Raw genomic sequence first — 15,331 nt, forward strand, 5'->3', positions numbered from 1 at the left:
GAGTCTGTGTGCGGGGTGTGAGATCCTTCGAGAGGTGCAGCACCCCCAGTGAAAGGATGGCTCGATGACGACATCCGCCCCCCGAAGCCGCGAGAACACGCGAGCCCGGCTTCTCGACGCCGCCGCGCAGGTGTTCGCCGAGGTCGGTCTCGAAGGCGCCTCCGTCGAGGCCGTCTGCGAGCGCGCCGGTTTCACCCGCGGCGCCTTCTACTCCAACTTCGATTCCAAGGACGAGCTGTTCCTGATGCTGGCAGGCAGTGTCGCCGAGCAGCGGGTGAGCGCCGTGCGCGATCGCGTCGACGAGATCGCGGCAGAGGGGGGTCTCACCGCCGGCTGCGATCCGGTCGATCTCGTGCAGCAGATCATGGATGCCGGGGGCGACGACCGCCTCGGCGTCATGCTCATGAGCGAGATCCGCATCCGCGCGCTGCGCGATGAGCAGTTCGGCACGGCCTACCTCGCGCAGGAGCGCGAGATGGTCTCGAGCATCGCGACGATCATCACCGACATCGTCTCAGTGAGCTCCCTCGAGCTGAAAGTTCCGGCCGACGAGGCCGCGCGGATGCTCATGATCATCTGGGAGGGCATGACCGTGCGCGGAGCGATGGCGGGGCAGGACTCCGACCAGCTGCGGCACTCCGGCGGTGAGGAACTCGGCAGGCTCGTGCAGCTGCTGCTCGCCGAGTGACGTGACGGCGGGCAGTCGGATGAGCAGGGGTCAGCGCGCCGCGAGCACCTCGTAGCAGCGGCTGAGTCGGTCGAGCCACCAGTCGCGGCGATCGTCCGAGGCCGCGAGTCGGGTCAGCGCGGCCTCATCCGGCGCGATTCGCTCTGCAGAGATCGATCCGTCGACCGGACGCAGCTCGGCCACGTCATCGAGGAACAGCGATGACGTGCCCAGACCGCAGTCATAGTCGAGCGTCGGCAGTGCTGCCGCGAGCGCGGCCCCCTGCGAGAGTCCGATCGCCGTGTCGAGGGCGCTGGAGACGACGACGGGAAGCCCCGCAGCCGTGACGATCTGCAGTGCATGGGTGATGCCGCCGAGCGGCTGCGCCTTGATCACGAGCAGGTCGGCCGCCTTCTCTCGGGCGACGGCGAGCGGGTCGGACGACTTGCGGATGCTCTCGTCGGCGGCGACCGGGATGCCCATGTACTTCACGCGGGTGCGCAGCTCGGCGAGTTCGGGCACCGTGGCGCAGGGCTGCTCGACGTACTCCAGGTCGAACTCGTTGAGGGCATGCACCGCATGCTCGGCCTCGTCCACGTTCCACAGGCCGTTGGCGTCGACGCGGATGCGTCCCTCGGGGCCCATCGCCTCGCGCACCGCGCGCACGCGGTCGATGTCGTCGGCGAGCGTCTGCCCGGGCTCCGCGACCTTGACCTTCGCGGTGCGGCAGCCGGCGAATCGAGCCAGCACTTCGGCCACGTGTGCGGCCTCGATCGCCGGGATCGTGGCGTTCACTCCGACGCGCTCGCGCAACGGCTCGGGCTGAGGGTTCCAGGCGAAGTCGATCGCCGCGGCGAGCCAGGTCGCGGCCTCGGCATCCTCGTACTCGAGGAACGGCGAGAACTCCGCCCACCCTTGCGGCCCCTCGACGAGCAGCGCCTCTCTGGTGTCGACACCACGGAATCGGGTGTGCATGGGCAGGGAGACGACCCGGGCCGTGCCGAGCAGGTCTGCGAGCGGTGGGAGCATGTGCTCATTCTGCTCCGAGAGGGCCGCCGCGTGGCGTCCGCCGTGCCGCACGGGCTTCGGGATCCTTTCCGAATCGACACAGCGCTGTGCCATTGACAATGGTGTGTGGCGCACAGTACTGTGATGGACATGAACGAAACCCTCGACACGCACCTGCAGGAACTGCGCCGCGGCACCGTCGTGCTGGCCTGCCTGCAGCTGCTGCGCACGGCGGGCTACGGCTACGCGCTGCTCGAAGACCTCGAGCGCCGAGGCTTCGCCACAGACGCGAACACGCTGTACCCGCTGCTTCGCAGGCTCGAGAAGCAGGAGTACCTCACGAGCGAGTGGAACACCGACGAGGCGCGGCCTCGCAAGTTCTACCGCACATCGGAGGCCGGGATCCGGCTCGCCGACACCCTGACCGAAGAATGGCGCTCGCTCACCACGGCGATCGCGACCCTCACAGCTGAGGAGAACTGACATGACCACGACAGCCACGCTCACGGAGCGGTACATCAGCGCCACCATCCGAAGCCTCACGCCCGAGGTGCAGGACGACGTGCGTGCCGAGCTCGAAGGATCGATCGCCGACGCGATCGACGCCAGGCTCGAGCAGGGTGAGTCTCGGGACGACGCGGAACGCGCGGTCCTCACCGAGCTCGGCGACCCCGGCATCCTCGCTGCGGGATATGCCGATCGCCCGCTGCATCTCATCGGACCGAAGTACTACCTGGTCTGGTGGCGGCTGCTGAAGCTGCTGCTGATCATCGTGCCGATCTGCGCGTTCGGTGGCGTGATGCTCGGCCAGCTCATCGACGGGGCCCCGGTCGGCGAGGTCATCGGCACGGCGGTCGTCGCGGCCCTCGGGTCGATCGTGCACGTCGGGTTCTGGGTGACGCTGGTGTTCTTCATCCTCGAACGAACGGGTGCGGACACGGGTGTGAGGTGGAGCGTCGACCAGTTGCCCGAGCCGACGCAGAACGGCGCGGGACGTGCCGATGCCATCGCCTCGGTCGTCTTCCTGCTGCTCGGTGTCGGAGCGGTGTTCTGGGACGCATTCATCGGGTTCTTCCCGACCGAAGGCGCCCCGATCGCCATCCTGAATCCCGGGCTGTGGCCGTGGGGTATCACGGTGTTCTTCGTGCTGATCGCCGCAGAGGCGTTGCTCGCGGTGGTGGTCTACGCGAACCGGCGGTGGACGATCGGTGCCGCTGTGGTCAACACACTGCTGGCCGTAGTGTTCGCGGCCTGGTCTCTCGCTCTGCTGGTGCGGGGAGAGCTCCTCAATCCCGAGTTCCTGCGCTTCGTCTTCACCGACAACGGCGTGACGGACGAGACCATGCGCATCCTCACGGTCATCACCGGGTTCTCCCTCGACGCCTTCCCGATCTGGGACATCGTCGACGGTTGGCTCAAGACCGCGCGCGCTCGCCGCGGCTGAGCGGGATGCGACGGCGCCGCCTGCACTCGCACGCGGCGCCGTCTGCGTGTGCAACCCCGTCGGGAATAGGCTGGATGCCGTGACCAGCGCATTCGTCTCAGACCTGTTCGACCCGGACGAATGGGTGCTCGCGCCCGGCGCCGAGGACTACACCGACATCACCGCCCACGTGAGCACCGATGGCGGGGTCGCTCGGATCGCCTTCAACCGCCCGGAGGTGCGCAACGCCTTCCGCCCGCACACCGTCGACGAGCTGTACCGTGCTCTCGACAGTGCCCGGCAGAACCCCCGTATCGGGGCCGTGCTGCTGACCGGCAACGGACCGAGCCCGAAGGACGGCGGCTGGGCGTTCTGCTCCGGTGGCGATCAGCGCATTCGCGGTCGCGACGGCTACAAGTATGCGTCGACGGGCTCAGCAACCCAGGATGGTCCCGCCCAGCCCGCCGTGGGCCGACTGCACATCCTCGAGGTGCAACGGCTGATCCGCTTCATGCCCAAGGTCGTCATCGCGGTCGTGCCCGGGTGGGCGGCGGGCGGCGGACACTCGCTGCACGTCGTGTGCGACCTCACGATCGCCTCGGCGGAGGAGGCGCGGTTCAAGCAGACCGACGCCGACGTCGGAAGCTTCGACGCCGGATACGGTTCGGCGTACATGGCGCGGCAGACCGGTCAGAAGTTCGCGCGCGAGGTGTTCTTCCTCGCCGAGGAGTACTCGGCGCAGCGCGCGTACGAGGCGGGCGCCGTGAACCGTGTCGTTCCGCACGCCGAGCTCGAACGTGAGGCGCTGAAGATGGCGCGCACGGTGCTGACCAAGTCGCCGACCGCCATCCGGATGCTCAAGTTCGCCTTCAACGCTGTCGATGACGGTCTCGTGGGGCAGCAGGTCTTCGCGGGCGAGGCCACGCGTCTGGCGTACGGCACCGATGAGGCCGTCGAGGGTCGTGACTCGTTCCTCGAGAAGCGCGATCCGGACTGGTCGTCCTTCCCCTGGCACTACTGAATTCCTGACGGCACCGAGAGAGTTCCCGACAGAACCGAGCGCAGCGGAGAGCACCATGGTCGCACTGAGATCGACGGATGCCGAGGATCCGGTCGAGCTCCGCGACGCGCTCGCCCGGGCCCTCGACGGCGGCCCCGCGCTCGGATTCGGGATGCTCGGGGAAGCACCCGATCGAGTGCCCGACGGCACCGCGGTCGTCATCGCCACCTCGGGTTCCAGCGGCATCCCGAAACGCGTCGCGCTGAGCGGCGAGGCTCTGCGCGCGAGCGCAGAGGCGACGGCTGCGCGGATCGGCGGCGGCAGATGGCTGCTCGCGCTACCCGCCGGCTACGTCGCAGGGCTTCAGGTGATCGTGCGGTCGCTGCTCGCCGACACCCATCCGGTCGCGCTGAGCGGTCGGTTCTCACCGGAGTCCTTCGCCGAGTCGACGCTCTCGATGCTCCGACCCTCGGCAGGGGCATCGGGCGCGATCCCGGAGCTGTACACCTCGCTCGTCCCCGCGCAGCTGTCCACGCTGCTCGAGGCGTCCGGAGACGGTCCGGTGCTCGCCGCGCTGCAGGCGTACCGCGCGATCCTCGTGGGTGGGCAGGCCCTGCCCGAGCCGATCCGCGATCGGGCGGCGGAACTCGGGGTGCGTCTGGTCCGTACCTACGGCTCGACGGAGACCAGCGGCGGATGCGTCTACGACGGGGTCCCGCTCGACACGGTGGGCGTGCGCACAGTGGACGGCGAGCTGCGCATCGCGGGGCCGATGCTCGCCGACGGCTACCTGGACGACAGCGAGCTCACCGCGAAGAACTTCTCGCGTGACGAGCACGGCATCCGCTGGTATCACACGGGAGATCTCGGTCTGGTCGAGGACGGCACCGTGCGCGTGCACGGGCGCGCCGACAACGTGATCGTCTCGGGAGGCATCAACATCTCCCTCGACCGGGTCGAACGGCTGGTCCGTCGCGTGCCCGGACTCACCGGCGCCGTGGTCGTGGGCGTGGCCGACGACCGCTGGGGCGAAGCATCGGTGATCGTCGCCGCTCGCGGCGAGGCGCTGCGGCGCAGCGAGGCCGAGCAGCTCGCGCACGCGCGCGACATCGTCGCCGACGAGCTCGGCAAGCACGCGAGACCCGCACGGCTGGTTCTGGTCGACGCGCTCGACGTCCTCGCTTCGGGCAAGCCCGACCGCGAGGCGATCCGTCGCGCCGTCGCAGACCTGCACTGACCGGGGAAGGCCCGCGTCCGATTCTTTGCCAGAATCGATCATGGCCATCTACACGCACGGACACCACGAGACCGTCCTCCGCTCGCACAGCAGTCGGAACATCGCGAACTCGGCGGAGTACCTTCGCCCACATCTCACCGCGGGTGCACGGCTTCTCGACGTCGGGGCGGGCCCCGGCAGCATCACGGTCGACTTCGCGGGAACCGTGAGTCACGTCACCGCCACCGAGATCGACGAGGCGGCACTGTCGCTCTCTCGGGATCGCGCGGCGGGTCTGGGCCTGACGAACATCGACTTCTCGGTCGAGGACGTGCACGACCTCAGCTTCGCCGACGACACCTTCGACGTCGTGCACGCGCACCAGGTGCTGCAGCACGTGGCCGACCCCGTGCAGGCACTCAGCGAGATGCGTCGAGTCACGGCGCCGGGAGGAGTCGTGGCGGCGCGCGATGCCGACTACGCGGGGTTCATCTGGTTCCCCGTGCTGCCCGAGCTCGACCGATGGCTCGATCTGTATCGTCGCGCTGCGCGCGCGAACGGCGGCGAGCCCGACGCGGGCAGGCGCCTGCTAGCCTGGGCGCGGGCGGCCGGATTCGAGGACATCACGGCGACGACCTCGAACTGGACGTACGCGACACCGGAGGACCGTGCCTGGTGGGGCGGGATGTGGGCGGACCGCATCCTGGAGTCCGCGCTCGCGCGACAGCTGGTCGACAGTGAGATGGCGACACCCGAGGATCTTCTGTCGATCAGCGACGCCTGGAAGCGCTGGGCCGACGACGGCGACGGCTGGTACCTCGTGCCGCACGGCGAGATCATCGCCCGCGCCTGAGACAGCGGTGTGGATCCGGCTGCGGCGCGCCGCGGATACATCTCCAGGCGGATGCGAGGCCGGCGGCGGGCCGCGTAGCGTGGGGGAGTGATCCGCCCGCTCTCTCGCACGGCGCTCGTGCTCGACATCGTCGGCGCAGCGCTGCTCTTCGTCATCCTCACCCCCTTCTCGATCGTGTTCTACGGTCCGGGCGCGGGGAACGTGGCGAACCCGATCGCCAGTGCCGGAGCGATCGCGGTGTCGGGTCTGCTCATGTTCGGCGGCGTCGCGATCGGTCGGCTCGCGCCGGCACTCGCGCTCGCCGGGGCCTGGGCGGGCGCGATCGTGCAGATGCTCGCGGGCTTCGGACCGCTGCCCATCGACCTCGCGATCCTGATGATCCTGTACGCGACCGCGGCATGGGGCTCACGCGTCGTGCTCTGGTGGGGCTTCGGCTCCGCGCTCGTCGGCGCACTCGTGGCGGCGCTCTACATGGTGTTCGTCGGCGGTGTCACGGCCGGTGCGACCAGCGGTTGGGACCAGCTGACCACGGGCACGCTGCTTCTGGTGCTGTCGATCCTCGCGCTGGGCTTCGCCTGGGTGTGCGGCCTGCTCTGGCGGGTCGTGCTGCGGGCGCGAGCGACCAGGTCAGCTCAACTGCAGGCGGAGTCGCTGGCCGCGGAAGAGCAGGAGCGCGTGCGGATCGCCCGTGACATGCACGACATCGTGGCCCATTCGCTCGCCGTCGTGATCGCGCAGGCCGACGGCGCGCGGTACGCCGCCGCGTCGCAGCCGGAGATGGCGGGCGAAGCTCTGACGACGATCGCTCAGACGGCGCGGGGTGCCCTGAGTGACGTGCGCCTGCTGCTCACGCAGCTGCGGCACCGGCAGGGAGACGGTCCGCAGCCGACGCTCGCCGACCTCGAGACGCTGTTCGCCCAGGTGCGCCAGGCCGGGATCGAGCCGCGCATCACGGTCGATCCGACCCCTCCCGGTGAGCCGCCGGGAGCGATCCAGCTCGCCGTGTATCGCATCCTGCAGGAGGCGCTGACCAATGCGATCCGACACGGCGACGGCGCGGTGGATGTGCACCTCGCCTGGCAGCCCGATCGCGTCGACCTGCAGGTGCGCAACACCGTGGGCGCGACCGGTGCCGGCTCGGGGAGCGCGCAGGGTGGCGGCGGACACGGCGTGATCGGCATGCGCGAACGCGCCCAGCTGGTGGGCGGTAGCCTGCAGGCGGAGCGTCAGGGCACGCAGTTCGTGGTCCAGGCATCGCTCCCGATCGGAGAACCAGCATGATCAGGGTCGTACTCGTCGACGACCAGGCGCTCTTCCGCGCCGGAATCCGGATGCTCGTCGCATCGCAACCCGACCTCGATGTGGTGGGTGAGGCCGGTGACGGCCGCGAGGCTGTCGCACTCGTGCGGTCGGTCCGACCCGATGTCGTGCTGATGGACATCCGGATGCCGGTGATGGACGGTCTGACCGCCACCGCCGAGATCCTCGCGCAGCCGGACCCGCCCCGCATCGTGATGCTCACGACCTTCGACCTCGACGAGGCCGCTGCCCGAGCGATCCGCCAGGGAGCGAGCGGATTCCTCCTCAAAGACGCCGACCCCGAGTTCCTGCTCGCGGCGATCCGCACGGTGCACGCAGGGTCGAGCGTGATCGCGGCCTCGGCGACCAGGGAGCTGTTCCAGCACTTCGCCGAGGCGCCGAAGCCCGTGCCCGTCGAGTTCGCGACGCTGACCGACCGTGAGCGGGAGATATTCGCCCTCGCGGCACGGGGACTGTCGAACAGCGAGATCGCCGCGCGCGAGTACCTCAGCGAAGCCACGGTGAAGACGCACATCAGCCGCATCCTCACGAAGCTCGCGCTCCGCGACCGGGTGCAGCTCGTCGTCTTCGCGTTCGAGCACGGTCTCGCCTGAGTCGAGCGGCCTGCCCGGATCCCACGATCGGGTGCAGATCATCCTGGAGATGTAGACGGATGAGCCGAGCGGGCGACGCGGCAGGGTCCCCGCCCGAAATAGCGTCGTCGACATGGAGATCACGACCACCGACCTCGGGCTCGCAGCCCGCGTGCAGCACCTCAGCAAGACCTACGGCGCCGGCGAGGGCACGGTCCGCGCGCTCGACGACGTCAGCGTCGGCATCCGCCGCGGCCAGTTCACGGCCATCATGGGCCCCTCCGGATCGGGCAAGTCCACGCTCATGCACATCATGGCGGGACTCGACACCCCATCGGAGGGACGCGCCTGGATCGGAGACACTGAGATCACCGGACTCGGCGACCTCGACCTGACGATCCTGAGACGACGCCGAGTGGGGTTCATCTTCCAGGCGTTCAACCTGGTGCCGACCCTCACCGCGATCGGCAACATCATGCTTCCGTTCGAACTCGACGGGCGACGCCCGAGTGCGATCGAGAAGGCGCGCATCGACGGCCTCATCGAGACCCTCGGGCTCGACGCGCGGCTCCAGCACCGTCCCCACCAGCTGTCGGGCGGACAGCAGCAGAGGGTCGCGATCGCCCGGGCCCTCGCCACCGCTCCCGACCTGGTCTTCGCCGACGAGCCCACGGGAAACCTGGATTCCGCGACCGGACGCGAGGTGCTGCAGCTGCTCGCCGCCGCGAGCCGCGAACACGGGCAGTCCATCGCGATGGTCACGCATGACGCGATCGCCGCCAGCCACGCCGACCGCGTGCTGTTCCTGGGCGACGGTCGGCTCGTCGCCGACCACCCGCGTCAGAGCGCCGAGGAGATCTCGGCGTACATGCTCGCGGCCGAGGTGGCGGCATGAGCACGGCGAGCGCCCCCGTCATCGACACGGTCGTGCCGCAGACGGCATCCACCGGTCCTCGATTCGCCTGGCTGCGGGAGCGGGGCATGGGCGCCAGCATCCTGGTGGCCGCGCTGTCGGCGACCTTCGGCGTCATCCTCGTCGAGGTCACCGTCTACCTGGGCGCCGTGCTGCAGGCCGACCCGTTCATCGGCGACAGCGAGACCCTCGCCGTCATCGTCGGGCTCCTGTCGGTGCTGCTCACTGCGGTGGCCATGTACGTCGCGGCGATCGTCACGGCGAACACGTTCTCGACCATCATCGCGGGGCGCACGCGCCGGATCGCACTGATGCGGCTGATCGGGGCGACGGCGCGGTCTCAGCGCGCGGAGGTCGGCCGGCAGGGGCTCGTCGTCGGGGTCATCGGCGCTGTCGTCGGCGTCGTCGCGGGGCTTCTGCTCTCGGCGGTCGGGGTGCAGGTCGCTTCGACGCTGATCGCGACTCAACCGTCCGGGTTCTCACTCGCGCAGCCCGCGCTCCTGCTGCCGGCGGTCGGCGTCGCGCTGACGACCTGGGCCGCGGCGTGGGTCGGATCCCGACGGGTCCTCGCGGTCACCCCGCTGCAGGCGATCGGAGGCTCGGTCGAGCGGACGCACGATGAGGTGTCGCGTCCGGGCCGTCACATCGGCGCGTGGGTGCTGCTCGTGGCAGGCGCGCTGCTGCTCGCCGGCGGCGTGGTGCTCGGGCTGGTGCACCCGCTCGGCGTCGTCGTCGCGTTCTTCGGCGGCCTGCTGTCGTTCACGGGTCTGGCGATCGGCGCCGTGCTCTTCATGCCGCCGGTGCTGCGGGTGGTCGGGCGTCTGTTCGGATCGAGCGCCACCGCCCGTCTGGCCGCGGAGAACGCTCTGCGTCACCCGGAGCGGTCCTCGCGCATGGCGATCGGTGTCGTCATGGGGGTCACGCTCGTGACGATGTTCGCGGTGGCGCTGGAGTCGGTCAAGCAGATGCTGATCGGCCAGTCGGAGGGATCGATCCCCGACGAGTTCTTCGCGCCGTTCGACGCCTTCGCCGCCATCATGATGCTGCTCGTCGCCGTCTCGGCCGTGATCGCCGCGGTGGGGCTGGTGAATCTCCTGACGATCGGCGTCGTGCAGCGTCGCCGCGAGCTCGGTCTGCTGCGCTCGATCGGCCTCTCGAACCGGCAGGTGCGCCGCATGGTGCTGTTGGAGGCGACGCACATCACCGTCGCCGCGACGATCACCGGCCTGGTCCTCGGCATCGTGTACGGCTGGGTCGCGGCGCAGTCACTGCTCGGTTCGACGCCGACGCTGCCCGATTTCGAGCCGGCGGGGCTCGTCGCCCCGCACGTGCCCTGGCTGCCGATCGCGATCATCGTCGCCGCCACGGCTGTGCTGACGCTGGTCGCCGCCGCAGCACCCACCCGACTCGCCACCCGCGTGGCCCCCGTCGAGGCGCTCGCGGCGGACTGACGAACGACCGAGCCCCGCCGACGTCATGTGTCGGCGGGGCTGTGGGCGTGCCGCATAAGCTGGACGGATGCCGGCTCCGTTCGACCAGTCCACGTATCAGGTGCGTCTCGAGTGGGGAGTCGACGGGCTCTCCCGACTCGCCCCCGCCGACATCGTCGTGGTCGTCGATGTCCTGCGATTCTCGTCGTCGGTGGCCGATGCCGTGGCATCCGGCGCCGAGGTTCCTCTCGAAGGTGCCGTGGGGTGGTCGCGCAACGGCGCTGCCGTGGCGGCGGCCGCAGCAGCCGTGGATGAGACGACGGTGCTGCTGGGCAGCCTTCGCAACGCCGGCGCCGTCGCCCGCGCCGTCGTGACCCTGCAGAACCGCCGTCAGGCGCGAACGTCGGTCGCCGTGATCGCGGCGGGCGAGGCCGACGCCGCGGGCGCCGTGCGCTTCGCCGTCGAAGACCAGCTCGGTGCCGGCGCTGTGATCGACGCCTTGACAGATCTCGGCATCGATCACACGGCTCCGGATGCCGCGGTCGCGGCCGAGGGGTTCCGGGCGCTCCGCAGGGCCCTGCGTCACATGGTGAGCGCGAGCGGGTCGGCGCGCGAGATCGCCGACGGGGTTCCGGCCACGGCACGGATGACCGATGCCGGCGCCCCCCCGACGTCGGTAGCCGCCGCGGCCGAGCTCGACGCCCTCGATACCGTGCCGATCCTGCGCGACGGGGTGTTCGTCGCGTTCGACTAGTCGGGTCGGCACCCGTCCCCGCCAGAGACCGACTGCCCACGACGGGGCAGTCGGCAACAGGCCGGGTGGCCGCCGCCGGATACGGGAGGCACGACGTAGGGTCGGTTCATGCGGTACGTCCCTGCTCTCCTCCTCGATGCGGTCTTCGTTCTCGTCTTCGCGGCCATCGGTCGCGCGTCTCATGACGAGAACCCGGCCGGGTTCCTGATCACGGCGTGGCCGTTCCTCGTCGCCCTGGTGGTCGGACACCTGATCGCCGCGCTGCTGCCCGGTCGGCCCCGCCGTCCGTGGGCACTCGCTTGGGGCGCGGTCGTCTGGGTCGTGACCGTGGCGGGTGGCATGCTGCTGCGCATCGCCTCGGGCGACACCGCTCAGGTCGCGTTCATCATCGTCGCGACCATCACGCTCGGGGTGCTCCTGATCGGGTGGCGTGCTGCGGCGGCGTTGATGCGTCGGGCGCGCGGCCGTGTCGGCCGACCTTGCAGCGGAACCGGATCCCGTCGCAGAGGGCGAGCGCGGAACCGACTCTGACCGCGAAGTCGACGATGAACACGCGACCGAGGCCGAGCATGAGCGCGGGTCAGGGGCGGAGCCCGAGCAGCGCTGATCTCCTCAGCGCGACATCTGCGCGGCCAGTCGGGCGTCGGCCGTGATCTCTCGTCGGGACCAGGTGAACTGATACCGGGCGTCGAAGGTGCGGGAGCATCGCGCGCAGGACGTCGGGCGCGACGGTCGCCGGTGCCGATACGTGACATGACCGGCTGAGCAGGTGCCGACCCACGGCGCGAGTTCCACGGCTGTCTCGCCATGATGCGTCGTGCCGCCGACGTAACCCAGATCGCGGGCCACACGCTTCCAGGCAGGACCGTGCGCAGCGGCATGCCCCGCCAACGCATGTGCGACCTCGTGAAGCAGTACCTGGTGGATGTCGTCGTCGTCGAAGCGAGCGGCCAGGTAGCGCGACACGGTGATGCGCTTCTTCGTGTAGTCGCACTGGCCCGCGCGCCGCTTCGCATGATCGAAGCCGAAGGACCAGCTGTCGTCGAGGTGCAGCGCGATCAGTGCCTCGCCCCAGACCTGCACTCGGTCAAGTTCCGCCATGCGCTCAGGCTAAGCCACGCCGCCGACATCGCGGAGCATCCCGGCGTCAGCCGATGGACAGGGCCGCGGGGCGGCGTCGTTCCACGGCCTCGATGGCCAGCAGGACGGTCTCGAGCTCGCTGTCGGCGGCACCGGCTTCACGCCGCAGGAACAGCGATTGCTTGAAGCTCTCCCGAGCGGTCTCGAGATCGCCGGCCTCGTAGGCGTTCTTGCCGTGGTGCTGGTACGCGAAGGCCGCGATCGACAGCCAGCGCTGGCCTTCGGCCTCCGACGCGCAGGTCGCGAGCTCCTGCTCGGCAGCGGCATACGCTCCCCGGTACTGCAGGACGGTGGCGTGCAGCACGCGCGCGCGCAGCACGTCTCGGCGGGTGCCGGCCATGCGCGCCTGACGCACTGTCGTGTCGGCGAGAGCGAGGGACTCGTCGAGACGACCGAGCACCTTGAGCAGCCACACGCGCTCGAGCAGAGCGGGAAGACTGCGCTGCTCCTCGATCTCCGCGAGCCGCGCCGCGCATTCATCGAGATCGACCAGTTCGCGAAGACTCTCCCGGTCGTATCCTCGGATGAAACTCATTGCTCTCCTTCCGCAGCGTCCCCTCGTCCAGTCTGCCCCGAGAGTGCCCGCTCCCGGTGTCGGCACGCCCCTGTCGCTCGCATCCGCATCCGCATCCGCATCCGTGCGGATCAGCGCAGGAAGAGCGAGGCGTCGGGGCGGGGGGATGCCACGGCATCCTGGTCCGTGACCACGCGCGCTCCCTGCACGAACGCCGTGACCTCCGCTCCCTGGGCGATCTTCGCGGGATGCGGGCCTGCTGCGAGCATCCGGGGGAGCCACTCCGTGGGCAGGGGGCCGACGGAGGCGGCGATCACGAGGTTCCCGAACCGCCGTCCCTTGAGCACCTGGGTGTCGGCGAGGATCGCGACCTCGGGCAGCACCTCGGCGATCGTCGCGACCTGACGTCGGGCGAACGCGAGTCCCGGTCCGTCCGCGACGTTGATGAGGAGCACTCCCGTGGGCCCGAGCAGCTCGGCGATCTCGCGGTAGAACTCGATGCTGGTCAGATGTGCGGGGGTCTGGGCTCCGGAGAAGACGTCCGACACCACGAGGTCGCAGCTTCCGACGATCGCCGCGGGCAGCCGGTGCACTCCCTCGCGCGCGTCACCGATGCGCAGGCGGATGGCGGCACCGCGGGGGAGTGGTAGGTGCTCCCGCACCAGCGCGACGAGCGGCGCCTCGAGCTCGATGACCTGCTGGCGCGAACCCGGCCTCGTCGCCTCGATGTAGCGGGGGATGGTCAGCGCGCCCGCTCCGAGATGGACGGCCGTGAGCGCACCGGCGGGGAGCTGATCGATCACGGCGCCCATGCGCACGATGTATTCGAAGTGAAGGTGCGTAGGATCGTCGAGGTCGACATGCGACTGAGGGGTGCCGTCGACGACCAGTTCGAAGCCGCTCGTGAACTCCGACGGGATGACGCGGGCCTCTCCGCCGTGGTCGAGCCGTGCGTGCGGATGCTCGGCGTCGCGTGCTCGTGTCCGTCCCATTCCTCGAGACTACGCGGCTCGCAGGCGCTGCGGGACGGCCCGGACACCGCTCGCAGAGGGCCCGATTTGGCCGATGTTACGGCCACGTGACGTTTCCGGGAATAACTTGCAGGGAATTAGTTAGTGATGAATACTTTTTCCTAACCGGGTGGGTTCCCGAAGCCACCAGGACGTTCAAAGAGGAGATCCCTGATGCATAAGCGCATTCTTCCGGTCGTGGCGCTCGGCGCTGTGGCCACCCTGGGCCTGGCGGCCTGCGCCGGTGGCGCGACCGACAACGGCGGGTCTGCAGGCGGCGAGGGCCAGGAGCTCACCGTCTGGATCATGAAGGGCACCAACCCCGACGCCACCGCGTTCTACGACGAGGTGTCCGCGGCGTTCGAGGAGGAGACCGGTGCGACGGTCACGATCGAGGAGATCCAGTGGGCCGACGCCCACGATCGCTTCGTGACGTCGATCGCCGGTGGCACCACCCCCGACATCGCCGAGACCGGCACGACCTGGACCGCCGAGTTCGCGGATGCCGGCGCTCTCGAGCCGATCGACGAGTACGTCGACGCGGAGAAGGGGCTGCGCGACGATCTCGTCGAGGGGCTCGCCGTCGCCGGCACCTACGACGACGAGCTGTACGGCATGCCCTGGTACGCCGGCGTGCGCTCGATCGTGTACCGCACCGACGTCTTCGAGGAGCTCGGTCTCGAGGCTCCGAAGACGTGGGACGACATCGTCACCGCGGGTGAGGCCATCAAGGCCGCCAAGCCCGACATGCTGCCGTTCCCCGTCGCCGGCGACGCCGAGTTCCAGGTGTACCCCTGGGTCTGGGGTGCGGGCGGCGAGGTCGCGACGCTCGACGGCAAGACCTGGACCAGCGAGCTCGACAGCGACGAGTCGCAGGCCGGCATCGAGTTCTACACCGGACTCGCCACCGAGCACGGCTTCTCGTCGGCCGGCGCCACCACGTGGAAGGAGACCGATCTCCGTGACTCGTTCACGCAGGGCAACGTCGCCATGATGCTCTCGGGCTCGTGGACTCCCAAGGCTCTCATCGAGGCGAACCCCGACCTCGAGGGCAAGATCGGCGCGGCCGTGATCCCCGGTGAAGACGGCGGCATCGCTCCGTCCGTGCTCGGTGGCTCGCACCTGTCCGTGTTCAACACCACGGAGAACCCCGAGCTCGCATGGGAGTTCGTCAAGCTCATGACCACGGGCGAGTTCGCCGAGAAGTGGGCAGATGAGACCGGATACTTCCCGGGAGTTCAGTCGGCGATGGAAGAGGCCCTGGCCTCGACCGACCCGCTCGTCGCTCCGTTCGCGCAGCAGATGGTGGAGGGCGGCGCATCCGTGCCGGTGACCCCGAACTTCGGCGCCGTGCAGGCGAAGAAGACGACCAACTCGATGATCCAGGCGATCCTCAGCGGACAGAAGGACGTCGCCACCGCGACGAAGGATGCCGCTGCTGAGATGACCGACCTGCTCAACCAGTAAGGCTGTATCCCTCCATGTCGATGGTGCAAGCGCCACTGCCGGCC

The 15,331-nt window shown here is 69.6% G+C and carries 17 protein-coding genes; 13 read left to right on the forward strand and 4 right to left on the reverse strand.

Translation table 11 applies throughout. The annotated features are described in order from the left end of the window. Positions 1-64 precede the first annotated feature (64 nt). A complete protein-coding gene (locus IXW21_RS03625) occupies positions 65-688 on the forward strand; it encodes a TetR/AcrR family transcriptional regulator (RefSeq protein WP_194762886.1) in 624 nt (207 codons plus the stop codon). Positions 689-718: 30 nt separating this feature from the next. Here the strand turns inward: IXW21_RS03625 and IXW21_RS03630 are convergent, their stop codons facing one another. Beyond that, positions 719-1,696, reverse strand: coding sequence for an o-succinylbenzoate synthase (locus IXW21_RS03630; protein WP_194762887.1), 978 nt, complete (start codon positions 1,694-1,696; stop codon positions 719-721). 129 nt (positions 1,697-1,825) lie between these two features. Here IXW21_RS03630 and IXW21_RS03635 point away from each other — a divergent pair, with 129 nt between their 5' ends. The 11 genes from IXW21_RS03635 (at position 1,826) to IXW21_RS03685 (ending at position 11,687) form a co-directional block, all read left to right on the forward strand. After that, the gene (locus IXW21_RS03635; RefSeq protein WP_056515870.1) at positions 1,826-2,158 is read left to right on the forward strand and encodes a PadR family transcriptional regulator; all 333 of its coding nucleotides are present in this window, start codon (positions 1,826-1,828) and stop codon (positions 2,156-2,158) included. Between the two features lies 1 nt (position 2,159). Further along, positions 2,160-3,119: a permease prefix domain 1-containing protein gene (locus IXW21_RS03640; RefSeq protein ID WP_194762888.1), complete on the forward strand. Its 960-nt coding sequence runs from the start codon at positions 2,160-2,162 to the stop codon at positions 3,117-3,119. Positions 3,120-3,198: 79 nt separating this feature from the next. Next, positions 3,199-4,119, forward strand: coding sequence for a 1,4-dihydroxy-2-naphthoyl-CoA synthase (locus tag IXW21_RS03645; RefSeq protein ID WP_194762889.1), 921 nt, complete (start codon positions 3,199-3,201; stop codon positions 4,117-4,119). A gap of 55 nt (positions 4,120-4,174) precedes the next feature. Then, positions 4,175-5,335 carry an AMP-binding protein gene (locus IXW21_RS03650; protein WP_194762890.1) on the forward strand — a complete coding sequence of 387 codons (1,161 nt, stop codon included), beginning with the start codon at positions 4,175-4,177 and terminating at the stop codon, positions 5,333-5,335. 40 nt (positions 5,336-5,375) lie between these two features. After that, positions 5,376-6,167 carry a class I SAM-dependent methyltransferase gene (locus IXW21_RS03655; RefSeq protein ID WP_194762891.1) on the forward strand — a complete coding sequence of 264 codons (792 nt, stop codon included), beginning with the start codon at positions 5,376-5,378 and terminating at the stop codon, positions 6,165-6,167. An 87-nt stretch (positions 6,168-6,254) separates the two neighbouring features. After that, positions 6,255-7,448 (forward strand): histidine kinase, encoded by a 1,194-nt coding sequence (locus tag IXW21_RS03660; protein WP_194762892.1) that lies wholly within the window; start codon positions 6,255-6,257, stop codon positions 7,446-7,448. After that, entirely contained in the window at positions 7,445-8,080 is a 636-nt protein-coding gene (locus IXW21_RS03665) for a response regulator (protein ID WP_194762893.1), read from the forward strand. Before IXW21_RS03660 ends, IXW21_RS03665 begins: the two co-directional genes overlap by 4 nt. Before the next feature lie 112 nt (positions 8,081-8,192). Further along, positions 8,193-8,954: an ABC transporter ATP-binding protein gene (locus IXW21_RS03670; RefSeq protein ID WP_194762894.1), complete on the forward strand. Its 762-nt coding sequence runs from the start codon at positions 8,193-8,195 to the stop codon at positions 8,952-8,954. Further along, positions 8,951-10,423, forward strand: coding sequence for an ABC transporter permease (locus tag IXW21_RS03675; protein ID WP_194762895.1), 1,473 nt, complete (start codon positions 8,951-8,953; stop codon positions 10,421-10,423). Before IXW21_RS03670 ends, IXW21_RS03675 begins: the two co-directional genes overlap by 4 nt. A 67-nt stretch (positions 10,424-10,490) precedes the next feature. Beyond that, positions 10,491-11,156 (forward strand): 2-phosphosulfolactate phosphatase, encoded by a 666-nt coding sequence (locus IXW21_RS03680; protein ID WP_194762896.1) that lies wholly within the window; start codon positions 10,491-10,493, stop codon positions 11,154-11,156. Between the two features lie 108 nt (positions 11,157-11,264). Beyond that, complete coding sequence (locus IXW21_RS03685) at positions 11,265-11,687, forward strand: DUF3054 domain-containing protein (RefSeq protein ID WP_194762897.1); 423 nt, start codon at positions 11,265-11,267, stop codon at positions 11,685-11,687. Between the two features lie 81 nt (positions 11,688-11,768). On the opposite strand, the gene IXW21_RS03690 is transcribed toward IXW21_RS03685, so the two are convergent. The 3 genes from IXW21_RS03690 to IXW21_RS03700 form a co-directional block, all read right to left on the reverse strand. Next, positions 11,769-12,257, reverse strand: a complete 489-nt coding sequence (locus tag IXW21_RS03690; RefSeq protein WP_194762898.1) for a SprT-like domain-containing protein — start codon at positions 12,255-12,257, stop codon at positions 11,769-11,771. 46 nt (positions 12,258-12,303) lie between these two features. Next, positions 12,304-12,831, reverse strand: coding sequence for a hypothetical protein (locus IXW21_RS03695; protein ID WP_194762899.1), 528 nt, complete (start codon positions 12,829-12,831; stop codon positions 12,304-12,306). 110 nt (positions 12,832-12,941) lie between these two features. Then, on the reverse strand, positions 12,942-13,802 hold the full coding sequence (locus tag IXW21_RS03700; protein ID WP_194762900.1) for a spermidine synthase: 861 nt from the start codon (positions 13,800-13,802) through the stop codon (positions 12,942-12,944). A 192-nt stretch (positions 13,803-13,994) separates the two neighbouring features. Between IXW21_RS03700 and IXW21_RS03705 the strand changes: the two genes are divergently transcribed. Continuing rightward, positions 13,995-15,287, forward strand: coding sequence for a sugar ABC transporter substrate-binding protein (locus tag IXW21_RS03705; RefSeq protein ID WP_194762901.1), 1,293 nt, complete (start codon positions 13,995-13,997; stop codon positions 15,285-15,287). Positions 15,288-15,331: the final 44 nt, after the last annotated feature.

The sequence above is a fragment of the Microbacterium sp. UFMG61 genome, assembly GCF_015354505.1.
Taxonomy (GTDB): Bacteria; Actinomycetota; Actinomycetes; order Actinomycetales; family Microbacteriaceae; genus Microbacterium.